Below are 21,998 nucleotides of genomic sequence, written 5' to 3'. Positions count from 1 at the left end.
CAGGGACGGCCGGGCCGGGGTGCGCCCCGGTCGAGGCGACGGGCGCCGGTGCCGGTCAGCCGGCGGCGGCGCCCGCCTGCTCGCGGAACTGCTGTGGGCTGAGCCCGCGGACCCGCTTGAACGCGGCGCTGAGCGCGAAGCCGCTGCCGTAGCCGACCCGGCGGGCGACCGATGTGAGGGTGGCGTCCGGTTCGGCCAGCAGGTCGGCGGCCTGGGCGAGCCGCCAGTTGGTGAGGTACGCCATCGGGGGCTCGCCCACCAGGTCGGTGAAGCGCCGGGCCAGCGCGGCCCGTGAGATGCCCGTCTCGGCGGCCAGCTCGTGCACCGTCCAGGCGCGCGCCGGGTCGGTGTGCAGCAGGACCAGCGCGCGGCCCACCACCGCGTCGGTGTGGGCCCGGTACCAGGCCGGGGCGTGGGTGGCGTCGCGGGAGAACCAGCAGCGCAGGGCGGAGATCAGCAGCAGGTCGAGCAGTCGGTCCAGCACCACCTCCTGGCCCGGCTCGTCCCGTCCGATCTCCGCCTCCAGCAGGGCCACCAGCGGTGAGCTCCACTCCTCGGCGGCCAGTCGCAGCACCGGCGGCAGTGCGCGCAGCAGCCGTCCGCTGACCTCGCCGTGCAGCTGGTAGGTGCCGCTGAGCAGTACCGTCGCCGCGTCCCTGGCGGTGCCCCAGGTCCGGACGCCCTGGTCGAGTTCCTCGCACATCCGCTCGCCGTCGACGGTGGTCGACACCTGCCCCGGATGGATCACCACCTGCGGCGCGGTCTCCGGCCGGTCGGCGACGGTGTACGGCTCCGGCCCGCGGACGATCGCCAGGTCCCCGGTCCGCAGCGGCACCGGCGGGCCGTCGTCCGGGACGATCCAGCCGTCGCCGCGCACCGTGGTCAGCACCGTCAGCGGCGCCCGGTCCGCGATCCGGATCGCCCACGGCGGGTCGAACACCGACCGCAGCAGGAACGCCCCTTGGGCCCGGGGGCCGGTCAGCAGTGCGGTGAGCGCGTCCATGGCCGCCAGCGTAGACGCCAGGTGCGCGGCCGGGTGGACGCTCACGTATGTCAACGAGCTTCTGGGCCATGGATCTTGGAGCGCCTGATGGGTTGACTGTCCGTCATGACCACACGAACGGGGGCCCACGGCATGGCAGTTCTTCGCACGGTGACGCTGATCGGCGCGACCATCACCGCAGGGCTCAGCGCGGGCCTGTTCTACTCCTACGCCTGCTCGGTGATGCCCGGCCTGGCCAAGGTCGAGGACCGGGCCTTCGTCGACACCATGCAGCGCATCAACGTCGCCATCCTGAACGGCTGGTTCATGATCAGCTTCCTCGGCGCGCTGGTGCTCATCGTCGCCGCGGGCATCCTCCAGTGGCGCGGCGGCAACCGTACCGTCCTGCTGTGGATCGGCGCCGCCGCCGTCCTCTACCTCGCCATGTTCGTCATCACCAGCGCCGTCAACGTCCCCCTCAACGACAAGCTGGCCGCCGCCGGCGCCCCCGACAAGCTCACCGACCCGGCCGCCGTCCGCGCCGCCTTCGAAGACGTCTGGGTCCGCTGGAACGTCGTCCGCGCCATCACCTCCACCGCCGCCTTCGCCTGCCTGACCTGGGCGCTCGCACTGTCGGGCCGCAACTCCTGACTCCCCGGTCACGCCAACCGGACGGCGTGTGCGCCGTCCGGGGCGACGGTCAGCGCGAACCGTTCGACCCCCGGGCGGCCCCGGGCATCCCACCACCGCCACCCGGCCTCCACCTCGTCCCACAGCCGGCGTGGGCCGGACTGCACCACCTCGAACTCCGCCCGTCCCGGCTCCCAATCGGCCGTCGCCCACGAGGTGACGGCCGTGTCGTGCAACCAGAGCGTGTATGTCCCGTCCGGGTACCGCTCCGTCAGCGGAAACACCCCCGGCACCCGGACGCCGATCGCGAACATCGCCGCCCAGCCGCCGAGTTCGTCGGGCTGCGGGAGGGAGGGAGAGAGAGGGAGGGAGGGATTCGCGGACTGGCGCAGGTCTGGGCTCAGTTGCTGTTCAGCGCTTGACGGCACCGGGCGATCACCCGCTGGGCGTCCGCGCCGTGGACGGCCGCACGGTTCAGCGACTCCCACACGCGCAGGTAGAGGGCCACGCTGTCGGGGGCGTCCAGCCAGAGTTCGGCGTGCCAGTCCTCGGCGATGACCAGGCGTTCGTCGTGGATCCAGAAGCCGTTGGCGGGCGGCAGTTCGACCGGGGCGTCGAACGGCACGATGCCGAGAGTGACGTTGTCGAGGCCGATCACGCCGCTGAGACGGTCGAGTTGGGCAGCCATCACGCCCGGCGGGCAGATCCGCGCCCGGAGCGCGGCCTCCCACATGACGATGTGGAAGCGCTTGCCGCGCCGGTACAGCAACTCCTGGCGGCGGATTCGGGCTTGCACTGCCTCGTCGATGTCGCGGGGGGAGCGGTGGAGGGCGGTGTAGGCCTCGAAGATGTGCCGTGCGTAGTCCGGGGTTTGGAGCAAGCCGACGACCATCGCGTTCTGCCAGGCTCTAGTGGCGGACGAACGCTCGTATTCGACCGTCAGCCGGTCCTGCACCGGCCGATGACCGGCGGCCAACTGCCGTCGCCAGGAACGGGATTGCGTCTCGAAGGTGCGAAGCCTGGCCGACAGCTCGGCCGCTGCCTCGGGCTGCCCGACGCCGTCCGCCCAGGCCCGAAGGTCCTCGTGGGTGGCCGTCTGGCGGCCGGTCTCCAGCTTGCTGACCTTGGACTGCGTCCATCCGAGCTGTTCGGCCAGTTGGCGACCTGTGAGACCGCCCTCGGTCCGCAGCTCGCGGAGCCGCAGACCGAGGGCGTAACGGGCCTGTTGGAAATCGGTGGTCACTCGCCGGACGGTACCCCAGCCCGGAACTCGCGGTGCGGCACGGCGAAGTGCCAGGCGGCGTCCCGCTCCTGGCAGGCGCGGTTGACCCGGACCGGGTCGGTGATCACCTCGATCTCGGTCAGCACGTCGTTGGCGTCGAAGTGCAGCAGCGCGATCACCCGGGAGTCGAACACCCAGGCGTCCTCCAGAGGAAGGCCCAGCCGGTCGGCATCCTCCCGCCACAGGTAGCGGACGTCCTCGCCCACCGTGCCGATCTGTTCGGCGTTGTCGAGCAGGTAACGCTGGCCGAGGGTCGGCGGGTTGTCCATGATCCGCACCCGTTCGAACCGCTTGCCCTGCGCGGACTGCGCACTGCGGTTGCGGGCCCAGTCGTTGTCCATGTCCCAGCCGGGGTCCTCACCGGCGACGAACCGGCGGTAGGTCTCGGTCTGCTCGTCGGACCGGTACTGGCGGCGGGTCTCCAGCCGGAATGCCGTGTGCTGGAAGGTCTGGAACATCGACTCGAACTCGTCGTAGCTGATCATCACGGGCTCGCACTCGGCGGCACGCGGCGCGAAGTCCGCGAGCAGGACGCGGGGCACGGTCACAAATCCCTCGCCGGGCTTGATGTTGCGGAACTGGGCCACTTCCGCCGGGTCCGTGACGAGGTCGCCCTGCACGATCACCTGCCCGGTCTCCTCGTCCTCGTACAGCGTCGGGCATCCGCTGTGCCCCGAGTTGCTCCCGATGTAGCGCAGGCGACGGGTCATGTCTGTGCTTCCCTCCTGTGGGCGGTCGGCCTCAGAATGCCCGGGCATCCGGCGGGACAGGACGCGGATTCGCGAATATTCGTCCGGAGGGGCGGGCGAGACGGGCGTCACGGGAACCCGTGGGCGGGTGCCGGACAGCTCATAGGAGTGATCACAGATATGCGAACCCGGGTGCGGGCCGGGGACCCGGACGTCTTCGGGGAGCTGTTCGACCGGTATGCCCGGACTGTCTACAACCATGCGTTCCGGCTGACCGCGGACTGGTCGGTCGCCGAGGACGTCATGTCGGCGACGTTCATGGAGGCGTGGCGGTTACGGGACAGGGTGGCCGAGGAGGGCGGGTCGCTGCGGCCGTGGCTGCTGGGCATCGCGACGAACCTCGCGCGCAACCACTGTCGCAGCAACCGGCGTTACCGGGCTGCCGCCGCCGCGCTCGCCGCGACCGGGCCCTCGGTGGTGGAGATGCCCGACCACGCCGAGGAAGTGGTCGGGCAGGTGGACGACCGGCGGCGGATCGCCGCCACCGTCACCGCGATCGGGGCGTTGCGGCGGGCCGAGCGGGAGGTGCTGATCCTGTGCCTGTGGGAAGGCCTGGAGTACGCCGAGGCCGCCGAGGCGCTCGGCGTGCCCGTCGGGACCGTCCGCTCCCGCCTCTCCCGCGCCCGCACCAAACTGCGCAAGCTCGCCCACGCGGAACTGGCGACAGAAAGACGGGAACTCGCCCGCCGCACCCGACAGACAGAGAGGGACCGCGCAATCGCGGTCCGGCCCGTACCGGAAGGACACCGATGAACGCCAGCCCCTCCCAGCCGCACCCGGCTGACCGGCCGGAGACCGACGGCCTCCGGCCGACCGCGGAGCGGAATCTGCCGGCGGGCCGCCACCAGTTCCACAAGGAGCAACTGATGGCCCAGATCCACGAAGACCTCAACAACGCCGTTCCCGCCCCCGTACGACGGAACCCGTTCCTTCGCCGCGCGATCCTGCTGCCCGCGGCGGGGTTCGCCCTCGCGGGCGCCGTGGCGGCCGGAGCGGTCCTGATCCCGCAGGACCACGCGGCCCGGCCCGCCGCCGGCCCGGCCCTGACCGGCGACCTCGGCAACGGCGACCAGAAGGGAGCCGTCCAGCTGCTCAACCGGATCTCGCTGGCCGCCGCGGAGGCCCCGAGCCCGACGGTGCGTCCGGGTCAGTACGTCTACCTCGAGTCGCAGGTCGCCGGCGTCAACGTGAAGGACGTCGACGGGAAGCCCACCCCCTTCGACACCCCCCTTCACACCCGTCGGATGTGGACGTCGGACAACCACCGGGGTTGGCTGTCCGAGCCCCAGCAGCACGTGGACGCCGAGCTGGAGCTGCTGCGAATCGGACGTCTCGAATGGCCGACCTACGAGTACCTGGCCTCCCTCCCCACCGACCCCGACGCGCTGCTGAAGAAGATCCGCGAGGAGATCGCGTACGAAGGCCAGGGTGGCCCGGACGCGGAGGCGTTCATTGCCATCGGCACGCTCCTCCGCGACACCTACCTCCCGGCCCCGGTCATGTCCGCGCTCTACAAGGCCGCCGCCAAGATCCCCGGCGTGGTCGTGGTGGACGACGCGGTCGACGCCATCGGTCGCCACGGGGTCGCGGTGGCCCGGACCAAGGAGTCCAACGGCCAGCGCTCCGAGTGGATCTTCGACAAGTCGACGTTCGCCTTCCTCGGCGAGCGCACCGTCCAGGTCGGCACACCGGCCCCGGGCCAGGTCGTGACCAAGCCCGGCACGGTCCTCGTCACCGCCGCCGTCACGAAGCGCGCCGTCGTCAACGAGATCAAGCAGATCCCGTCCGACCAGGCCTGACCCGGCCCTTGATGGAGGCCCCGGCACCACGAGACAAGGTGTCGGGGCCGCACCGGCGTGTCGATCGCTGGAGCACGAAACGGCCGGGGTCGTGGGCTGCACCACCCACTACGGGAACGAGGCCCTGCCGCACTGGGCGTTCGACGAGCAGGAACGGGCCGAACCTGCGCAGCGGCTGGTGAGTGCGGAGTCCGTGGGGAGGGCGATGACGTCGCCGTGCTGTTGGAGCCCCCATTGTTCGGGGGTGGGCGGTCAGTCGGATACTCGTCGGACATCCCAACCCGGAGGCAGCGTGAGTCAGTTCAAGCCCGAAGAGATCCGCACCGACCGACTGGACCTGCTGCCCCTGCGGGTCGAGCATGCCGAGGAGATGGCCGCCGTGCTGGGCGATCCCGGTCTGCACGCGTTCATCGGTGGTGCGCCGGACAGCGCGGAGGCTCTGCGAGCGCGCTACGAGCGGTGGGTGGCCGGTTCGCCCGACCCTGGGGAGTCCTGGTGCAACTGGGTGATCCGGCTCCGTGACGACGACTGCCTGGTGGGGACGGTCCAGGCGACGGTCACCACCGACGAGCGCGGGGCGGCGGCGGAGATCGCCTGGGTGGTGGGAACGGCCTGGCAGCGGCGCGGCATTGCCGCCGAAGCGGCCCGGGGCCTCGTCGCCCGGATCCGGGAGCTCCCGGTGCGCACGGTCGTGGCCCACATCCACCCCGAGCACGCGGCGTCCGCCGCCGTCGCGACCGCGGCCGGACTCGTGCCCACCGACAAGTGGGAGGACGGGGAGGTCAGGTGGGAGCTGGTCGTCGGCTGATCGAGCGCATCCGCAGGGGGTGACGAACCCGGGAACCTCGATCAAGGACGACCTTCCCGGCCGCGGGTCGGGCGTCGATCAAACGTCCATCTTGGGCCGGTCCACTCGGAGCACTGACTCCTTCGAGGTCCTGGAGAACCATCATGATCAAGCGTGCAGTAGTTGTCGCGGCGGCAGCTGCGCTGTTCAGTCTCGGCGCCAGTGCGGCGCTCGCCGACGCGGGCGTGAAGTCGTCCGACGGCGTTCCGTCCCAGGCCGTCCGGGCCGTCCAGGCCGGGGCCGCGGGCGCCGCGAAGGTGTGGATCGGCCACGAGGAGCATCGTGCGTCGGCGGCCGGTGGAGACGTTTTCGCGGCTGCCGGGGAGATGCGTCTGACCGGCACCGTGACCACGGCCGGCTGGCTCGACAAGCCGGGCGAGGGCGTTCTGTAGGTCGGCGCGTCTGCGGTTCGCCTCGCTGGTTTCCCTGTTGCCGGCGGGGCGTTCTCGTTGCAGTTGTTTCGGCGTGTCAAGCCACCCATATAGGAAATCAGCTCCGGAGGTTGCCCGGTCCGGAGCTGTGTCGAGCCCGTGCAGCTGTCAGGGGGTGGGGAACTGTCCGGCCTTGACCTTGGCGACGAACGCTTGCCACACCTCAGCGGAGAATGTCAGGCGGGGGCCGTCAGGGTCTTTGGAGTCCCGGACCATTCCCGGGTTGGCATCGTCCACTTCGATGCACTCCCCGCCGTCGCCATCGCTGTAGGACGATTTGCGCCACTTGGAGGCGCTGAGGTCAGGCCCTTCACTCATGTGCGTACTCCTCCGCCGCCGATTTGATCAGGGCCAGGGACGCCTCCGGCGACAGCGCGACGGCCCTGGCTAGATCGTATGACCTCTCGCAAAGGGCGACCACGGCCGGATCGTCGAGCAACTGCCCCGAGTGCAGGCTCTCGACGTACGCCACGGGCGGAGCCTCGGCGAACGTCATGAGGAAGACCGAGCTTGCCACCATGGCGTGTGCCCCCGCGCTGAACGGCAGTACCTGAACCAGGAGTTTGCCCATCCCGGCCAGCGTCAAGAGATGGCGCAGTTGTTCGGCCATCACATGTTCACCACCGACAGGCGTTCGGATCACTGATTCGTGGAGGATCACCCACAACAGAGGTGCTGTTGGATCGGTCAGGACACGGGCCCGTTCAAGCCTGGCCGCCACCGCGTCATCCACCGCGACGGCTGAGGCGAACGGCTTGGCTGCTCGGACAACGGCGCGCGCATAGGCAGCCGTCTGCAACAGCCCTGTCACCAGCGTTGGGGCGTAATGGGAGATCGTCTTGGCCTGCGACTCAAGCTCGGCAACCGGAGCGAAGTGGGCGGCATGCCGTGTGCGGGTCACCATGGGGAAGAGGCGCGCGAAGTGGCCTCCGGTGCCCAGGGCCGCATCGAGCCGTTCCGAGAGATCTTCCTGCGGCCTCCTGACCGCACTTTCGATCTGGCCGATGTACGCACCGGAGCAGTAGACCAGTTCCCCCAGCCCGCTCTGGGACAGCCCCTTTGCCTCGCGGAGGCGTCGAACCTCCGCTCCGTAGAACGCGCTCGGGGAGGCGGACGGATCGAGGTCCTTCGGACTGGCCATACGTCATATCCCTGTTTCAGCAGCGCAGTTGCTGTGCCGTCAACTCTGTCCAGGTTACCGACCAATGCCGACGCTGGTCACGGAAAGTCGAGCACGAGGTGACTTGGAGCAACGATGGCAGCGGTGGAGAGCGACACGGCGCGGAGATGTGCCTATCGCGCGGAGGCGGAGGAAGCAGCGGACGCCGTAGAGACGGCGTGGCGACTCGCGGGACTGCCGACAGAGCCCAACGTGATGCCGGTGACGAGTGGGCGTGGCCTGAGCGTCGGCGCTCACGTCTCCCTTGGGGGGTGCAGCGCCGCCACAGCTCGCGCGCTCGCCGACGTGTTGACGGAGTACGCCAGGCTGACGGGCCGACTCATCGACGGCCGATCCCAGCGATTCGTGGCCCGTGTACTTGCCGACCACGGGGTGAGGCCGGCGCTGCCGAGCGACGGGGTGTACGTCGTCGCAGGGGAGTTGAGCGTGTGACCACTGATCAGTGGGAGCCCCGGGAAGGGCAATCGGCCCACGACCGGCGCTCGGGCGGAGACGTGCGCGTGATGGCCGTCCATGAGTGCGGGGTGTTCGTCCGCCACCTGTGGGACGGGCGGGAGGGTGTTACCTCACTTGAGGATCTGGCCCCGCCGGAGCGTACGGCCCTGGCGCGGTGACGGGTGCTCTCGATCGTGCCTGGGACGCGGCTGCTCAGCTCGTAGCTCTGACGGGCGAGCAGGTGCGGGTGTCGCAGGTGGTCGGCGGCGTACAGCTCAGGTTCCGAGTAGCGCCCATGGATGGTGACTTGCACCTTGAAGTGCTTCGCGTCCTGGGTGAGTCCGAGCGCTTCGGGCATGACCGGCTGTCCGACGGTAGCGGAGAGTTGTGGGCCACCTACCGCGAGAGCCGCCCGTGACCCGCCCATCAGGCCCCGGGAGTACGTAGGCGCCTCAGTATTCGTACGCTGGGCCTAGGGCGATGCCTTGGAGTCGTCCTCACGTCGCTTGCGCTGTCGTTCGTACGAGGGCTGCTCGCGCGTGATCAAGGTGAGGTCGCCATTCCGGCTGACCGTGCAACTCAAGGGGTGTCGTGTGGGCAGCGTTGTGAAGATCAATGTGCTGACTGTTCCTGCTGAGCAGCGGGAGGTGTTGGAGCAGCGGTTCGGGTCGCGGGCCGGGGCCGTGGAGGGTGCGGACGGGTTCGAGTGGTTCGAGCTGCTGCGGCCGGTGGAGGGGACGGACCAGTACCTGGTGTACACGCGGTGGCGGGACGAGGAGTCGTTCCAGGCGTGGATGGAGGGTCCGATGAAGGCGGCGCACCAGGGCGGCGGCGACCGGCCGAAGCCGGCGGCGACGGGGTCGTCGGTGTGGTCGTTCGAGGTGGTGCAGTCGGCAGGGCCGAAGGCGTAGGTAGGGAAGCGGGGCCGGTCATCGGGGGGAGGCCGGCCTACGTGAACGGGATGGCGATGTCCGCCACGTGGTCGTCCGGGGCGGCGGTGGGCCAGTTCGGGTAGTAGATCTCGCGGTTGGCGGCGCTGCGGGTGTGGCCGTGTTCGGTGAGCCAGGTGCCGAGGGCGTCGTGGGCGGCGGCCATGGCTGCGAAGCCTGCCTGGTTCTTGGTGCGGGTGAGGTAGGCCTCGCGGTGGGCGGGTTCGATGCGGATGCCGATCTGCGGGGTGGGTTCGACGGCGTTCTGGGTGGGGGCGCAGAGTTCGACGGGGCCGTCGGAGTCCTCACTGACCAGGCCGTCGTAGACCGCGAAGATCGGTCCGGACAGGCATGCTCCGCTCTCGCGGAGGTGGGTGAGGAGCAGTTCGGTCGATGAGGCGAGGAAGTCGGGGAGGTCTGCGGCGGTGACGTGGCGCCGGGTGAACAGGACTTTCTGCTCCGCCACTTCGCGTTCGGCGATCTCGTCCATGGTGGGGTTCCTTCCGGTGAGGACGTCTCGGGCGTAGCCCACCGCGTCCCGGCGGGCCAGGTGGGCGGATTCCTGTTCGCGCCAGTACGCGGCGAGCAGTGCGGCCGGCTCCGGGCTGCGGGAGTCGAGGACGGTCGCGATGAGGGCGAGCGGCATGCCGGTGGCGCGCAGCAGGGCGATGCGGCGGGCGCGTTCGACCTGGGCGGGGCCGTAGCGGCGGAAGCCGGTCCGCGGATCGGTCTCGGTGGGTGGCAGCAGGCCGCGGTCGCCGTAGAGCCGTAGGGCCTTGAGGCTGAGCCTGGTTCTGGCCGCGAGTTCCCCGATGCTGATCAGTTCCTCTTGCACGGGGCCACTGTGCACTCTGCCCCTGGGGGAGAGGCAAGCGGATGATCGCGGGTGGGAGTGTGGCGTGACGTCAGTGCCGGGTTGTACGCCGCAGGTTGGAGGCCGGGTCCATCCTGCGGCCGTACGTGGGGCGGGGGTGGCGGATCGGAGACTGGAGGCAATTCGAGGTACTGGTTCCGCACAGAGGGCTGGCATGGTTCTGCGAAACGGGCGAACGATTCTGCTGCTGACGGCCGTGCTGGCGGCGCTCACTCCGGCGACGGCGTTCGCGGCGGGGGATCCGCTGCAGCGGTACGCGCAGCAGGAACTCCGCTGGGAGCATTGCGAGATGGGCGGCTTGCCGTCGTTCGAGTGCGCGAAGGTGAAGGTGCCGCTGGACTACGGGAAGCCCGCGGGCCGGACGATCGAGATCGCGATATCGCGGGTCAAGGCGGCCAGTGCGAAGGAGCGGCACGGGGTGCTGCTGATGAACCCCGGGGGGCCGGGCAGTCAGGGGCTGACGATGCCGGTGGAGTTCGAGCCGATGCTGCCGGCGGAGGTGCGGGCGCGGTTCGACCTGGTCGGGTTCGATCCGCGCGGGGTCGGGCGGAGTTCGCCGATCGGCTGCGATCTGACGGAGGACGAGCGGAGCATCCAACACCCGTACAGCGCGGCCGCGTTCGGGAAGGATGTGGAGCGGGCCCGGTCGGTGGCCGACAAGTGCTGGGCGAAGGCGGGGGACGTGCTGCCGCACATCACCACCCGCAACACGGCGCGGGACATGGACATCGTCCGGGCGGTGCTGGGCGAGCGGCGGATCTCCTACTTCGGGTACTCGTACGGCACGTACCTGGGCGCCGTCTACACGCAGATGTTCCCGCAGCGGTCGGACCGGATCGTGCTCGACAGCGCGCTCGATCCGAAGCTCGCCTGGCGGGATTCGTTCCGGGGCTGGTCGGCGGCGGCCGAACTCGCGTTCACCCGGTGGACGGAGTGGGCCGCCGAGCGTGACGCCACGTACGGGCTGGGGGCCTCGGCCGCGGAGGTGCGGAAGACGTACTGGGAGCTGGTGGAGCGTGCCGACCGGACGCCCGTTCCGACCGACGACGGGAAGGGGCTGGACGGCGCCGCGATCCGTTCGGGGTACCGCGCGTTCGTGCAGGTCGAGGCCGTCACCCCGTGGATCGTCGCGCTGAAGGCCGCGGCCGCGGGCGGGCCGGCCGTGCCGGGCGTCCCGCCGGTCGTCGTGGACGACAACATGACGGCCGTCACCTGGGCGGTGTTCTGCGGCGACACCCGGAGTTGGCCGCGCGACCCCGAGCAGTACCGCCGCGACGCGATCGCCGACCGGGCCAGGTACCCGCTGGCGGGTGATTTCGGGGCGAACGTCCAGCCGTGCGCGTTCTGGAAGTCGGCGGCCGTCGAGCCGGCGACCGTGGTCAACAACGAGGTCGACGCGCTGATCGTGCAGAACCAGTGGGACCCGCAGGCGACGCTCGCCATGGCCCAGGGCATGCGGCGGGCCCTGCACGGCTCCCGGATGGTCACGGTCGCCGGTGGCGAGGGCCACGGCGTGGTGGTGGCCGGCCCGTCCTGCGCGGACGGCGCCTTCACCCGCTACCTGACCACGGGCCGGCTGCCCGCCAAGGACGTGACGTGCACGAATCAGTGAAAGGCCGCGCGACGGGTGGCGCGGCGGAGGGTGCGCAGGAGGGGGCCGCCGACGGTGAGGCAGAGGACGGCGGTGAGGGCGGCGCGGGGGAGGTCCCAGCCGAGGGAAGTGGTGAGGCAGTAGAGGGCGAAGCGGGTGAGGTTGGCGGGGAGGGGGTCGCCGGGGACGAAGGAGATCGAGGTGGCCAGGCCGCCGATGTAGGGCCAGCCCTGGAGGTTCATCACCACGCCGTAGCCGATGGCGGAGAGGACGCCGTAGAGGGCGAGGAGCAGGAGTTCGGGCCGGCCGCGCAGGCGGGCGGCGCCGGGGAGGAGTCCGGCGCCGAGGCAGACCCAGCCCATGGCGAGCATCTGGAACGGCAGCCAGGGTCCGACGCCGCCGGTGAGCAGGCCGGAGGCGAACATGGAGAGCGCGCCGAGGACGAAGCCGAAGCCGGGGCCGAGGGCGCGTCCGGAGAGCACCATCAGGAAGAACATCGGCTCCAGTCCGGCGGTGCCGGCCCCGAGCGGGCGCAGGGCCGCGCCGGCGGCGGCGAGGACGCCGAGCATGGCGACGGCCTTGGCGTCCAGGCCGGGTGCGCCGGTGGCGTTGCGGCCCTCGGAGAGCTGGGCGACCAGCACGGCGAGCAGCAGCGGCAGCAGCAGGGCGAACAGCCACGGCGCGTCGGTGGAGTGGCCGACCAGGTCGGAGTCGCGGGCGGCGAGCAGCGGCCAGCCGAACGCGGCGACGCCGACGGCGGAGACCAGGGCGAGCGCGACGATCGAGCGCCGCCCGAGCGGGACGGGGCGGGCGAGTTCCCGGGAGGTCACGGCAACTCCCTGAGCGCGGCGGCGACTTCGGGGACGGTGAGGTACGGGGGGAGGATCTTCGCGGTCTGCGGGGCGAAGGTCGGGGAGGCGAGGACGACTTCGGGGGTGGGGCCGTCGGCGACGATCTCGCCCTCGGCGAGGACCGCGGTGCGGTGGGCGAGTTCGGCGGCGAGCTCGACGTCGTGGGTGGCGAGCAGGACGGTGTGGCCCTCGGTGGCGAGCGTGCGCAGGATGTCGACGAGGCGGGCCTTGGCGGCGTAGTCGAGGCCGCGGGTGGGTTCGTCGAGCAGGAGCACCGGGGGGCGGGCGGCGAGCACGACGGCGAGGGCGAGGGCGAGGCGCTGGCCCTCGGAGAGGTCGCGGGGGTGGCAGTGGTCGTCGATGCCGGGGAGCAGGGCGGCCAGAATGGCCCGGCAGGTGCCGGGTTCGGCGCCGGCGTCCTGGTCGGCGGAGGCGCACTCGGCCGCGACGGTCTCGGCGTACAGCAGGTCGCGCGGGTCCTGCGGGACGAGGCCGACGGAGCGGATCAGGTCCTTCGGGCGGGCTTTGTGCGGGGTGAGGCCGTTGACCCGGACGGTGCCGGAGTCGGGGGTGTGCAGGCCGACCAGGCTGCCCAGCAGGGTGGACTTGCCGGCGCCGTTGCGTCCCATCAGCGCGGTGATCTGGCCCGGGAACAGGGCGAGTTCGACGCCGCGCAGGGCGGGGACGGGGCCGCGGGAGACCACCAGCCGGGAGACCGTGGCGATCGCGGGGGCCGACGGAGTCGCCGAAGGAGCAGCGGCGGGCGCGGGCAGGCGTTCGCGCAGGGTCGCCGCGCGCCGCCGGGCGTCGCGGACGGTGAGCGGCAGCGGGCTCCAGCCGGCCAGCCGGCCGAGGTCGACCACCGGGGGCCGGACGGGGGAGCGGGCCATCAGGGTGGCGGGATCGCCGAGTACGGGCGGCTCGCCGGGGCCGGGGAGCAGCAGGACCTGGTCGGCGTACTGGACGACGCGTTCCAGGCGGTGTTCGGAGAGCAGGACGGTGGTGCCGAGGTCGTGCACCAGCCGCTGCAGGACGGCCAGCACCTCCTCGGCGGCGCCCGGGTCGAGCGCCGAGGTGGGCTCGTCCAGGACCAGCACCTCGGGGTGGACGGTCAGCACCGAGCCGATCGCCACCCGCTGGCGCTGGCCGCCGGAGAGCGCGGAGAGCGCGCGGCCGCGCAGGTCGGCGAGGCCGAGCAGGTCGAGCGTCTCCTCGACCCGGCGGCGCATCACGGCCGGGGGAAGGCCCAACGACTCCATGCCGTAGGCGAGTTCCTCCTCGACGGTGTCGGTGACGAAGTGCCCGGCCGGGTCCTGGCCGACGGTGCCGACCACGTCGGCGAGGTCGCGCGGCCGGTGGGTGCGGGTGTCGCGGCCGGCGACGGTGACCCGGCCCTCCAGGACGCCGCCGGTGAAGTGCGGCACCAGCCCGGAGACGGTGCCCAGCAGGGTGGACTTGCCGGCGCCGGACGGGCCGACCAGCAGGCACAGTTCGCCCTCGGGAATGGTCAGGTCGACGCCGCGAAGGGCGGGTTCGGCGGCGTCGGCATACCGCACGCCGACCTGCTCGAAAGTGATCACCGGGTGCTCCGGGGCGGCTCGGGGGTGACGAAGGCGGGCAGCAGGCCGATCAGCACGGCCGCGGCGGGCAGCAGCGGCAGCCGCGGCGCGGTCGGCGGGACCACCGACGGCGTCAGGGCCTCCGGCCAGCGGCCCGCGTACCAGATCAGGGCGGCCGCGACCAGCGCGCCCGACAGAGTGGTCAGCCACTCCGGGAGCGCCCACGGATCGGGCCGGTAACGGGTTCTGACGGAACGCCGACTGCCCAGGGCCAGCCCGGCGGCGGACGCGGCGACGCCGGCCAGCAGCACGGGCAGCGCCCAGGCGTGGCTGCCCGCGGTGAGCAGCCCGTAGGTGGCGCTGCACACGCCGAGCAGCCCGGCAAGCGTCAACACCCCACCGGTGCGCACCAGTTGGCGCGGCACCCGGGCGGTGCGGCCGAAGCCGCGGGTGTCCATCGCCGCCGCCAGCGCGACCGAACGCTCCAACGCGCCCTCCAGCACCGGCAGTCCGACCGACAGCACCGCCCGCACGCCCCGGTCGGTCCGGCCGCGCAGCCGGCGCGCTGCCCGCAGCCGCCGGACGTCCGCCACCAGGTTCGGCGCGAACGTCATCGCCACCACGGCCGCCACGCCCGCCTCGTACAGCGCGCCCGGCAGCGAACGCAGCAGCCGCGACGGGGAGGCCAGCGCGTTCGCCGCGCCCACACAGGCCAGCAGCACCGCCAGCCGCAGACCCTCGTACAGCGCGAACAGCACGCCCTCCAGGCTCACCGAACCGCCCAGCCGGACACCCTGCGCCCAGGCGGGGAGCGGAAGTTGGGGAAGCGTGAACAGGACATGGGTGCCGCCGACGGGGGAGCCCAGCAGAACCGCGAACACCACCCGGGCGGCCAGCACCAGCAGGCCGAGGCGCAGGAACGCCGCGTACGAGCGGGCCCACGGCGCGTCGCCGCGCCGGGCCGCCACGACGAAGCCCGCCACCGCCAGGATCAGCAGCAGGAGCAGCGGATTGGTGGTCCGGCTGGCCGCCGCCGCGAGGCCCAGCGACCACAGCCACCAGGCGCCCGGGTGCAGCTGCCGGGGCAGCGAACGGCTGTGCACCGCCCCCGGGTTCGCGGACCCGGGGGCGGTCGGAGCGGTGCGGCGCAGACGGTCGACGGACATCGTCAGCGGGTGCGGCGGCGACGGGCCTGCCAGACCGCGCCGGCGCCCAGCAGGACCACCGCGCCGACCCCGGCGATCACACCCACGGCCGGGCCGCCGTCGCCCTTGTCGGACGAGGCCGAACCGCCCGGACCGGCACCGGAGCCGGAGCCCGCCGCGACCTGCTCGCCGCAGCCCGCGCGCGGGTAGCCGGCGATCGCGCACAGCAGCCCGGCGGAGTCGTAGCGCAGCGGCGCGGCCACCGCGGCCAGCACCTCCGCCGAGTTCGCGGCGCTCGGCACCGAGGCGCACACCGAACGTGCCTCGGCGGGCTGTTCACCGTTCGGGGCGTCCTTCGCGGTGCCGAAGTCGAGCACCACGGCGACCCGCTTGTGGCCGCCGCTGGGCGCGGTGTTCGCGCAGATCGCGGCGAAGTCGGCGGGCGGCGACGGCCGGGGCGCGTCCTGACCGCCGTCCGGGCTGAGCACGAACCGCCAGCCGTCCACCGCGCCGTCCGCGGGCACGTTCCCGGTCGGCCCGACCTGCTGGAACGCCCAGCCGTCCGCGCTGCCCTTCCAGAACGACCAGTACCGGTAGTCCGCCGCGTGCGCGGACCCGGCGCCCGGGCCGAGCAGGGCGTTGAGGGCGCCCAGCAGAGCGAACACGGCGCCGACGGCGGCGGCAGCTCGTGGTGCACGGCAGAGGGGATGCGGGGCAGGGGCGCCGGTTACGGGGGCGGCAGGCGTGCGGCGGGCGGCGTCGCGGCAGGCCGAGGCGCTCGGTGCCTGGTCGCCAGCGGCGGCAGTTCGCGGGGCGGGGCCAGGGCGCTGCCCGGCGGCGGTGCCGGTTGCGGGGGTGCGGCCGGTCACCGGCCCTGCTCCGGCCCGTCGCCCGACGGCTTCTCGTCCGACGGCTTCTCGTTCGACGGCTTCTCGCCCGACGGGGTGTCACCGGCCGGGGAGCCTGCGGCGGCGGCGGCGTTGCGGCGGCGGTTGAGGCTGAGCAGGATGCCCGCGCCGATGCCGACCAGCAGGCCGACGCCGATCAGCCAGCCGGCCGAGAAGCCGCTGTTCTCGTCGGGCTCGGTGATCGCCGAGCCGGGGGCGCGGGTGGCCTGCGGGTCGCCGGCGCTCGGGCCGACCTTCGGCTTGGGGCCGGAGTCGACCAGCAGCTGCACCAGGTTGGCGCCGCCGAAGTTGTACGGGTCGAGCTTGGCGGCGCTGGCGGTGAGCACCAGGGTGGCGGTGGCCGCCGGGTCGGTGCCGCTCTTGCCCTGCGCGGCCCAGGCGTAGCCGTTGCCGGCCAGCCAGTCGGCGGCGCTCCTGGCCTCGGTGGAGTGGCCGGAGGCGATCAGGCCGAGCACCGACCAGGCGGTGGAGTTGAAGTCGGCGGTGGCGGCCGCGCCGGGGGTGTCCAGCAGCAGGCGCTGCCCGCCGGCGGCGAGCTTGCCGGTCAGCCAGGCGGCGTCCGCCTCGGCGGAGTCGGCGTGCGCGACCGGGCCGTCGCCCGGGGTGTCCGGGCAGGTCAGGGTCTTCGGCGCGGCGTCCTTGCGGTCGGCGGTGGTGACCGGCAGGTGCCCGCCCGCGGAGGCCAGCAGGGCCTGCGCGGAGGCGATCGTGTTGGGGGCGGCCGGGGCGCCGGAGACCGGCTGGTAGACGAACGCGCCGCGCTGCTCGGCGGCGGTCCAGCAGCCCAGCTGGAAGGAGGCCAGCCCGTTGTAGGCGGACTGCCCGCCCGGGAGGGACGTCGTGGCCGGGTCGATGCCGGCGGCCAGCAGCGCGTTCACCGCCAGGGCGGTGGAGTTGGCGTCGCCGGGGGTGCCCGGGTTGTACGCCCAGGTGCCGTCGACGGTCTGCTTGGCGCGCAGCCAGTCGGTGCCGCGGGTGACCTGCTGCTGGTGGTCGCCGAGCACGGTGAGCGCCTGGATGGCCATCGAGGTGGCGTTGGAGTCCTCGGCGGCGGGGACGCAGGCCGCGCCCTCGGCCCGGTAGGACGGCCAGCCGCCGTCCTCGCACTGCTGGTCGAGCAGCCACTTCACGGCCGCGTCGGCGGGTACGACCCGCTCCTGGTGCAGGGCGATCAGCGCCAGCGACTGCCGCCACACGCCGTCGTACTGCGGGTCGCCCTTGCCGTACAGCCCGGCGGGCACCCCGGACGACACCGAGGGCGAACCGGACGCCGAGCCGGACGCAGAGCCCGAGGCCGAGCCGGACGGGGAGCCGGAGGCGGACGCGTCGGAAGAAGCGGAGGCGGACGGAGCGCCCGAGGCGGGGTCGGTGGGGTCGGCGAGCGCGGGCGCGGCGGCGGCGCCGGCGAGCAGGGCGCCGGCCAGTGCGGCGGCGCCCAGGCGGGCAGCGGTCAGCATTTGGGGAGAAAGCCTTTCGGGAGCGGTCGCAGCGAACCCGTGGGGGCCGCCCGTAGACCCACGACGGAGGAGGGCCGCTCGTCTCCGGCCGGGCAGTCCGACTGCGTCGCGCCGGGGAACGGCGCGGCTCACGGTTGCGGGTCAGTGCCGGAATCGCACCGGCTTTCCCCGGCCTCGGAGGCGGATGTGAAGTTGTCCGGCGGTCCGGTGGGGGCCGTCCCGCGCCTCCAAGACTCTAGCCGCCGACCGGCGCGGCACCCCTGGCAGGTGGTGGAACCGGTTGCAGTTCGTCCCCGTCCGGGAACGGTGTGGCGAGGGTGAGCAGCCGGGCGGCGGTGTGCAGGTCGGCCCGGACCTCGGCCAGCGAGGCGCGGCCCGACAGCCAGGCCAGCAGGGTGGCGTGCCAGGTGTGGGCGACCACCCGCAGCGCCGCCTGCTGGCCGGCGGTCGGCGGGCCGGGGAGGCAGGCGGCCTCCAGCACGATCGCCGAGGTGACCTGGGCGACCTCGTCCACCTCGTTGCCCACCGAGCGGTCCGCGAAGGACAGCGCCCGCACCATCGCCTCGGCCAGCCGGGGTTCGCGCTGGAGGGCGTGGAAGGCGTGGGTGAGTGCCTCGGCGACCCGGGCCGCCGGGTCGGCGCCGGTCGGCGGACGCCTCCGTACCTGGTCGTGCAGCCGTTCCAGCTGCTCGCGCATCACCGCCACCAGCAGGTGCACCTTGGACGGGAAGTAGCGGTACAGGGTGCCCAGGGCGACCTGCGCGCTCTCCGCGACCTCGCGCATCTGCACCGCCTCGAAGCCGCCGCGGGCGGCCAGCGCGGTGGCGGCCCGCAGGATGCCCCGGCGGCGTTCGGCCTGGCGCGGCGTCAGCGTCCCGTCGGCGGTGGCGTTCGCGGTCACGTTCACTCCCGGGCGGGGGATCGAAGGACGGGGTGGCGTCAGGTGGTCGCGCGGCGTGGCGTGAATCACCTGCCGGGGCTCCTGACGGCAAGCTACGGCCCGGTAATCTTCGAGGTCTCTCGTTGTCCGCTTTCCCCGACGGCGAGCCTGCACCACTGTGAAACGTGATCTACTTTACCGGTCGGCGGCCGCGTCCGTCGCCGGTCCCGGTGAGTAGGGAAGAGGGGCCCCGGATGACCGCGTTGCCGCCGCCGTCGCTGCGGATCGCCCTGCTGTCGTACCGCGGCGACCCGTTCTGCGGCGGCCAGGGCGTGTACGTGCGCCACCTGTCCCGGGAGCTCGCCCGGCTCGGCCACCACGTCGACGTGATCGGCGCCCAGCCGTACCCGGTGCTCGACGAGGTCGAGGGCCCCGGCTCGGTGCGGCTGGTCGAACTGCCCAGCCTCGACCTGTACCGCGCCGACGACCCGTTCCGCACCCCCGCCGCCGACGAGTTCCGCGGCCCGGTGGACCTGCTGGAGTTCGCGGTGATGCGCACCGGCGGCTTCCCCGAGCCGCTGACCTTCTCGCTGCGCGCCCGCCAGTACCTGGCCCGGCACAAGGGCCGCTACGACGTGGTGCACGACAACCAGACCCTCGGCTACGGCCTGCTCGGCCTGGCCCGGCACGGCTTCCCGCTGGTCACCACGGTCCATCACCCGGTCACCGTGGACCGGCAGTTGGAGATCGACGCGGCCACCGGCCGGCTGGAGCGGCTCGGCAAGCGCCGCTGGTACGCCTTCACCCGGATGCAGCAGCGGGTGGCGCGCCGGCTGGAGCAGGTCATCACCGTCTCCGAGAGCTCCCGCGGCGAGATCGCCGAACACCTCGGCGCCGCCCCGCACGCCATCTCCGTCGTCCCGATCGGCGCGGACACCCGCCTGTGGTCGCCGTCCGACGCGATAGCCCGGGTGCCCGGGCGGATCGTCACCACCTCCAGCGCCGACGTCCCGCTCAAGGGCCTGGTGCACCTGGTCGAGGCGCTCGCCAAGGTCCGCACCGAACGCGACGCCCACCTGGTGGTGGTCGGCAAGCCGCAGAAGGACGACGGCCCGGTCGCCGACGCGGTGCGCCGGTTCGGCCTGGAGGACCACATCGAGTTCCGCACCGGCCTGACCGACGCCGAACTCGTCGACCTGTACCGCTCCGCCGAGGCCGCCTGCGTCCCCTCGCTGTACGAGGGCTTCTCGCTGCCCGCCGCCGAGGCGATGGCCACCGCCACCCCGCTGGTCGCCACCACCGGCGGCGCCATCCCCGAGGTCGCCGGACCCGACGGCGAGACCTGCCTGGCCGTCCCGCCCGGCGACGCCGGGGCGCTCGCCGCCGCGCTCGGCCGGCTGCTCGACGACCCCGCGCTGCGCGCCCGGCTCGGCGAGGCCGGACGGGCCCGCGTGCTGGAGCGGTTCACCTGGGCCCGGGCCGCCGAACTCACCGCCGACCGCTACCGGGCCGCCATCGCCACCGGAGCGGGCGCCGCCGCCCGCTCCGGCCCAGGCTGGCGCTACGTCGGCTGACCGGGCCGCCCGGCACAACAGACCGTCAACACCCGTACCACCCCTCGTGAATGGGAGCCCCGCAGTGCTGACCGTCGACTTCTCCCGCTTCCCGCTCGCCCCAGGAGACCGGGTGCTCGACCTGGGCTGCGGCGGAGGCCGGCACGCGTTCGAGTGCTACCGGCGCGGCGCCAACGTGGTCGCCCTGGACCAGAACGGCGAGGAGATCGCCGAGGTCCGCAAGTGGTTCGCCGCCATGGAACAGGCCGGCGAGGCCCCCGCCGGGGCCAGCGCCACCGCCATGGAGGGCGACGCGCTGAACCTGCCGTTCGACGACGACACCTTCGACCGGATCATCATCTCCGAGGTGATGGAGCACATCCCCGACGACAAGGGCGTGCTCGCCGAGATGGTCCGCGTCCTCAAGCCCGGCGGACTGCTCGCCGTCACCGTGCCCCGCTACCTGCCGGAGAAGATCTGCTGGGCGCTGTCCGACGAGTACCACGAGGTCGAGGGCGGGCACATCCGCATCTACAAGGGCGACGAACTGATCGAGAAGGTCCGCGGGGCCGGCCTGGAGCCCTACGGCAACCACCACGCGCACGCCCTGCACTCCCCGTACTGGTGGATCAAGTGCGCGATGGGCGTCAACAACGACAAGGCCCTGCCGGTGCGCGCCTACCACCAGCTGCTGGTCTGGGACATCGTCGGCACCCCCGTCATCTCCACCCTCACCAAGGCCGCCGAGAAGGCCCTCAACCCGGTGCTCGGCAAGTCCTTCGTCGTCTACGCCAGCAAGCCGCACCAGCCCCGGACCGGCGCGTGACCGCCGCCGTCCCCGCGGCCCTGCTGCTGGACGGCGTCCTCGACGCCGCCCAGGCCGCCGACACGGTGCGCTCGATCCTCGCCCACCAGCAGCCCGACGGCGCGATCCCCTGGTTCCACGGCGGACACCTCGACCCCTGGGACCACACCGAGGCCGCGATGGCCCTCGACACCGCCGGCGAACACGCCGCCGCCGAAGCCGCCTACCAGTGGCTCGCCGACCGGCAGAACCCCGACGGATCCTGGTACGCCGCCTACGCCTACGGGCAGGACGGCATCGCCGACGGCACCGCCACCGACCGCGCCCGCGAGACCAACTTCTGCGCGTACATCGCCGTCGGCGCCTGGCACCACCACCTGTCCACCGGCGACGACCGCTTCCTGGAACGCATCTGGCCCGCCCTCAGCCGCGCCCTCGACCACACCGTCCGGCTCAGCCTCCCCGGCGGGGCGATCGCCTGGCGCCAGGACGAGGACGGCACCGCCGCGACGGACGCGCTGCTCACCGGCTCCTGCTCGATCCTGCACGCGCTGCGCTGCGGACTCGCCGTCGCCGACCACCTCGACCGGCCCCAGCCGGACTGGGAACTCGCCGCCGGCCGCCTCCAGCACGCCATCGCCCGCCACCCCGAGCGGTTCCTCGACAAGGACCGCTACTCGATGGACTGGTACTACCCCGTCCTCGGCACCGCGCTGCGCGGCGAGGAGGCGACGGCCCGGCTGGCCGCCGAATGGGACCGGTTCGTCGTCCCCGGCCTCGGCGTCCGCTGCGTCAGCGACCGCCCCTGGGTCACCGGCGGCGAGAGCGCCGAACTCGCGCTCGCGCTGTGGGCCGCCGGACAGTCCGACCGCGCCGTCGAGATCCTCCGCTGGATCCAGCACCTGCGTCACCAGGACGGCTCCTACTGGACCGGCTACGTCTTCGAGGACGACGCGATCTGGCCCGAGGAGCGCACCACCTGGACCGCCGGCGCGCTGCTGCTCGCCGTCGCGGCCCTCGGCGGCGACCACGCGACGGTCAGCGTGTTCGGCGGGGAGCACCTGCCGGCCGGGCTGGCGGTCGGCGACTGCTGCTGAGTCGTCGGTACAGC

At 72.8% G+C, this 21,998-nt stretch carries 24 protein-coding genes; 11 read left to right on the top strand and 13 right to left on the bottom strand.

The window, feature by feature from the left end:
• Nucleotides 1–55 precede the first annotated feature (55 nt).
• Nucleotides 56–1,003, bottom strand: coding sequence for an AraC family transcriptional regulator (locus ACFYST_RS10875; RefSeq protein WP_387861380.1), 948 nt, complete (start codon nt 1,001–1,003; stop codon nt 56–58).
• A gap of 132 nt (nt 1,004–1,135) precedes the next feature.
• Between ACFYST_RS10875 and ACFYST_RS10870 the strand changes: the two genes are divergently transcribed.
• Nucleotides 1,136–1,633, top strand: a complete 498-nt coding sequence (locus tag ACFYST_RS10870) for a DUF1772 domain-containing protein (RefSeq protein ID WP_387643306.1) — start codon at nt 1,136–1,138, stop codon at nt 1,631–1,633.
• 8 nt (nt 1,634–1,641) lie between these two features.
• Here ACFYST_RS10870 and ACFYST_RS10865 read toward each other — a convergent pair whose 3' ends face one another.
• The 3 genes from ACFYST_RS10865 to ACFYST_RS10855 are packed head-to-tail and all read right to left on the bottom strand — an operon-like array spanning nt 1,642 to nt 3,604.
• Nucleotides 1,642–2,040, bottom strand: coding sequence for a hypothetical protein (locus ACFYST_RS10865; RefSeq protein ID WP_387861378.1), 399 nt, complete (start codon nt 2,038–2,040; stop codon nt 1,642–1,644).
• Nucleotides 2,013–2,855, bottom strand: a complete 843-nt coding sequence (locus ACFYST_RS10860) for a helix-turn-helix domain-containing protein (protein WP_387861377.1) — start codon at nt 2,853–2,855, stop codon at nt 2,013–2,015. The genes ACFYST_RS10865 and ACFYST_RS10860 overlap by 28 nt, the downstream gene beginning before the upstream one ends.
• The gene (locus ACFYST_RS10855; protein ID WP_387861375.1) at nt 2,852–3,604 is read right to left on the bottom strand and encodes a DUF6879 family protein; all 753 of its coding nucleotides are present in this window, start codon (nt 3,602–3,604) and stop codon (nt 2,852–2,854) included. Before ACFYST_RS10855 ends, ACFYST_RS10860 begins: the two co-directional genes overlap by 4 nt.
• Nucleotides 3,605–3,763: 159 nt before the next feature.
• On the opposite strand from ACFYST_RS10855, the gene ACFYST_RS10850 reads away from it, so the two are divergent.
• The 4 genes from ACFYST_RS10850 to ACFYST_RS10835 all read left to right on the top strand — a co-directional run bounded on the left by ACFYST_RS10850 (nt 3,764) and on the right by ACFYST_RS10835 (nt 6,681).
• Entirely contained in the window at nt 3,764–4,396 is a 633-nt protein-coding gene (locus ACFYST_RS10850) for an RNA polymerase sigma factor (protein WP_387861373.1), read from the top strand.
• Nucleotides 4,393–5,442 (top strand): CU044_5270 family protein, encoded by a 1,050-nt coding sequence (locus ACFYST_RS10845; RefSeq protein WP_387861371.1) that lies wholly within the window; start codon nt 4,393–4,395, stop codon nt 5,440–5,442. Before ACFYST_RS10850 ends, ACFYST_RS10845 begins: the two co-directional genes overlap by 4 nt.
• A gap of 292 nt (nt 5,443–5,734) precedes the next feature.
• The gene (locus ACFYST_RS10840) at nt 5,735–6,250 is read left to right on the top strand and encodes a GNAT family N-acetyltransferase (RefSeq protein ID WP_387861369.1); all 516 of its coding nucleotides are present in this window, start codon (nt 5,735–5,737) and stop codon (nt 6,248–6,250) included.
• Between the two features lie 143 nt (nt 6,251–6,393).
• The gene (locus ACFYST_RS10835; protein ID WP_387861368.1) at nt 6,394–6,681 is read left to right on the top strand and encodes a hypothetical protein; all 288 of its coding nucleotides are present in this window, start codon (nt 6,394–6,396) and stop codon (nt 6,679–6,681) included.
• Nucleotides 6,682–6,828: 147 nt separating this feature from the next.
• Here the strand turns inward: ACFYST_RS10835 and ACFYST_RS10830 are convergent, their stop codons facing one another.
• Together ACFYST_RS10830 and ACFYST_RS10825 are read right to left on the bottom strand one after the other, a co-directional pair.
• On the bottom strand, nt 6,829–7,038 hold the full coding sequence (locus tag ACFYST_RS10830) for a DUF397 domain-containing protein (RefSeq protein ID WP_387643323.1): 210 nt from the start codon (nt 7,036–7,038) through the stop codon (nt 6,829–6,831).
• Complete coding sequence (locus ACFYST_RS10825; protein ID WP_387643325.1) at nt 7,031–7,861, bottom strand: Scr1 family TA system antitoxin-like transcriptional regulator; 831 nt, start codon at nt 7,859–7,861, stop codon at nt 7,031–7,033. Before ACFYST_RS10825 ends, ACFYST_RS10830 begins: the two co-directional genes overlap by 8 nt.
• Nucleotides 7,862–7,975: 114 nt before the next feature.
• Between ACFYST_RS10825 and ACFYST_RS10820 the strand changes: the two genes are divergently transcribed.
• Both ACFYST_RS10820 and ACFYST_RS10815 read left to right on the top strand, forming a co-directional pair.
• Nucleotides 7,976–8,332, top strand: a complete 357-nt coding sequence (locus ACFYST_RS10820) for a hypothetical protein (protein ID WP_387861367.1) — start codon at nt 7,976–7,978, stop codon at nt 8,330–8,332.
• A gap of 596 nt (nt 8,333–8,928) precedes the next feature.
• Nucleotides 8,929–9,246, top strand: coding sequence for an antibiotic biosynthesis monooxygenase family protein (locus ACFYST_RS10815; RefSeq protein WP_387643328.1), 318 nt, complete (start codon nt 8,929–8,931; stop codon nt 9,244–9,246).
• 37 nt (nt 9,247–9,283) lie between these two features.
• Here the strand turns inward: ACFYST_RS10815 and ACFYST_RS10810 are convergent, their stop codons facing one another.
• On the bottom strand, nt 9,284–10,099 hold the full coding sequence (locus ACFYST_RS10810; RefSeq protein WP_387861365.1) for a MerR family transcriptional regulator: 816 nt from the start codon (nt 10,097–10,099) through the stop codon (nt 9,284–9,286).
• A 193-nt stretch (nt 10,100–10,292) separates the two neighbouring features.
• Between ACFYST_RS10810 and ACFYST_RS10805 the strand changes: the two genes are divergently transcribed.
• Complete coding sequence (locus tag ACFYST_RS10805) at nt 10,293–11,750, top strand: alpha/beta hydrolase (RefSeq protein ID WP_387861363.1); 1,458 nt, start codon at nt 10,293–10,295, stop codon at nt 11,748–11,750.
• Here ACFYST_RS10805 and ACFYST_RS10800 read toward each other — a convergent pair.
• The 6 genes from ACFYST_RS10800 to ACFYST_RS10775 all read right to left on the bottom strand — a co-directional run bounded on the left by ACFYST_RS10800 (nt 11,744) and on the right by ACFYST_RS10775 (nt 18,550).
• Nucleotides 11,744–12,559 carry an ECF transporter S component gene (locus ACFYST_RS10800; RefSeq protein WP_387861361.1) on the bottom strand — a complete coding sequence of 272 codons (816 nt, stop codon included), beginning with the start codon at nt 12,557–12,559 and terminating at the stop codon, nt 11,744–11,746. The two genes, ACFYST_RS10805 and ACFYST_RS10800, sit on opposite strands and share 7 nt — an antisense overlap.
• Nucleotides 12,556–14,160, bottom strand: a complete 1,605-nt coding sequence (locus tag ACFYST_RS10795) for an ABC transporter ATP-binding protein (protein ID WP_387861359.1) — start codon at nt 14,158–14,160, stop codon at nt 12,556–12,558. The genes ACFYST_RS10800 and ACFYST_RS10795 overlap by 4 nt, the downstream gene beginning before the upstream one ends.
• Nucleotides 14,157–15,305: an energy-coupling factor transporter transmembrane component T gene (locus ACFYST_RS10790; protein ID WP_387861357.1), complete on the bottom strand. Its 1,149-nt coding sequence runs from the start codon at nt 15,303–15,305 to the stop codon at nt 14,157–14,159. Before ACFYST_RS10790 ends, ACFYST_RS10795 begins: the two co-directional genes overlap by 4 nt.
• Nucleotides 15,306–15,307: 2 nt before the next feature.
• Nucleotides 15,308–15,949 (bottom strand): SCO2322 family protein, encoded by a 642-nt coding sequence (locus tag ACFYST_RS10785; protein ID WP_387861355.1) that lies wholly within the window; start codon nt 15,947–15,949, stop codon nt 15,308–15,310.
• Between the two features lie 200 nt (nt 15,950–16,149).
• The gene (locus tag ACFYST_RS10780; RefSeq protein WP_387861353.1) at nt 16,150–17,649 is read right to left on the bottom strand and encodes a prenyltransferase/squalene oxidase repeat-containing protein; all 1,500 of its coding nucleotides are present in this window, start codon (nt 17,647–17,649) and stop codon (nt 16,150–16,152) included.
• A 235-nt stretch (nt 17,650–17,884) separates the two neighbouring features.
• On the bottom strand, nt 17,885–18,550 hold the full coding sequence (locus ACFYST_RS10775; protein WP_387861351.1) for a TetR family transcriptional regulator: 666 nt from the start codon (nt 18,548–18,550) through the stop codon (nt 17,885–17,887).
• A gap of 233 nt (nt 18,551–18,783) precedes the next feature.
• Between ACFYST_RS10775 and ACFYST_RS10770 the strand changes: the two genes are divergently transcribed.
• The 3 genes from ACFYST_RS10770 (at nt 18,784) to ACFYST_RS10760 (ending at nt 21,984) form a co-directional block, all read left to right on the top strand.
• Nucleotides 18,784–20,103 (top strand): glycosyltransferase family 4 protein, encoded by a 1,320-nt coding sequence (locus tag ACFYST_RS10770; protein WP_387643343.1) that lies wholly within the window; start codon nt 18,784–18,786, stop codon nt 20,101–20,103.
• Nucleotides 20,104–20,167: 64 nt separating this feature from the next.
• A complete protein-coding gene (locus ACFYST_RS10765) occupies nt 20,168–20,908 on the top strand; it encodes a class I SAM-dependent methyltransferase (protein ID WP_387643345.1) in 741 nt (246 codons plus the stop codon).
• Nucleotides 20,905–21,984 carry a prenyltransferase gene (locus ACFYST_RS10760; RefSeq protein WP_387861349.1) on the top strand — a complete coding sequence of 360 codons (1,080 nt, stop codon included), beginning with the start codon at nt 20,905–20,907 and terminating at the stop codon, nt 21,982–21,984. Before ACFYST_RS10765 ends, ACFYST_RS10760 begins: the two co-directional genes overlap by 4 nt.
• Nucleotides 21,985–21,998 lie beyond the last annotated feature (14 nt).

The sequence above is a fragment of the Kitasatospora sp. NPDC004614 genome (assembly GCF_042873675.1).
In the GTDB taxonomy this organism is placed as follows: domain Bacteria; phylum Actinomycetota; class Actinomycetes; order Streptomycetales; family Streptomycetaceae; genus Kitasatospora.
Note: the sequence above shows the minus strand (reverse complement) of the source record. Positions and strands in the feature narration are given on the sequence as shown.

Bases quoted from the DNA above. Each gene is read 5' to 3' on its own strand.
- ACFYST_RS10875 (WP_387861380.1), bottom strand. From the start codon at position 1,003: ATGGACGCGCTCACCGCACTGCTGACCGGCCCCCGGGCCCAAGGGGCG.
- ACFYST_RS10870 (WP_387643306.1), top strand. From the start codon at position 1,136: ATGGCAGTTCTTCGCACGGTGACGCTGATCGGCGCGACCATCACCGCA.
- ACFYST_RS10855 (WP_387861375.1), bottom strand. From the start codon at position 3,604: ATGACCCGTCGCCTGCGCTACATCGGGAGCAACTCGGGGCACAGCGGA.
- ACFYST_RS10850 (WP_387861373.1), top strand. From the start codon at position 3,764: ATGCGAACCCGGGTGCGGGCCGGGGACCCGGACGTCTTCGGGGAGCTG.
- ACFYST_RS10845 (WP_387861371.1), top strand. From the start codon at position 4,393: ATGAACGCCAGCCCCTCCCAGCCGCACCCGGCTGACCGGCCGGAGACC.
- ACFYST_RS10835 (WP_387861368.1), top strand. From the start codon at position 6,394: ATGATCAAGCGTGCAGTAGTTGTCGCGGCGGCAGCTGCGCTGTTCAGT.
- ACFYST_RS10830 (WP_387643323.1), bottom strand. From the start codon at position 7,038: ATGAGTGAAGGGCCTGACCTCAGCGCCTCCAAGTGGCGCAAATCGTCC.
- ACFYST_RS10825 (WP_387643325.1), bottom strand. From the start codon at position 7,861: ATGGCCAGTCCGAAGGACCTCGATCCGTCCGCCTCCCCGAGCGCGTTC.
- ACFYST_RS10820 (WP_387861367.1), top strand. From the start codon at position 7,976: ATGGCAGCGGTGGAGAGCGACACGGCGCGGAGATGTGCCTATCGCGCG.
- ACFYST_RS10805 (WP_387861363.1), top strand. From the start codon at position 10,293: ATGGTTCTGCGAAACGGGCGAACGATTCTGCTGCTGACGGCCGTGCTG.
- ACFYST_RS10790 (WP_387861357.1), bottom strand. From the start codon at position 15,305: ATGTCCGTCGACCGTCTGCGCCGCACCGCTCCGACCGCCCCCGGGTCC.
- ACFYST_RS10780 (WP_387861353.1), bottom strand. From the start codon at position 17,649: ATGCTGACCGCTGCCCGCCTGGGCGCCGCCGCACTGGCCGGCGCCCTG.
- ACFYST_RS10770 (WP_387643343.1), top strand. From the start codon at position 18,784: ATGACCGCGTTGCCGCCGCCGTCGCTGCGGATCGCCCTGCTGTCGTAC.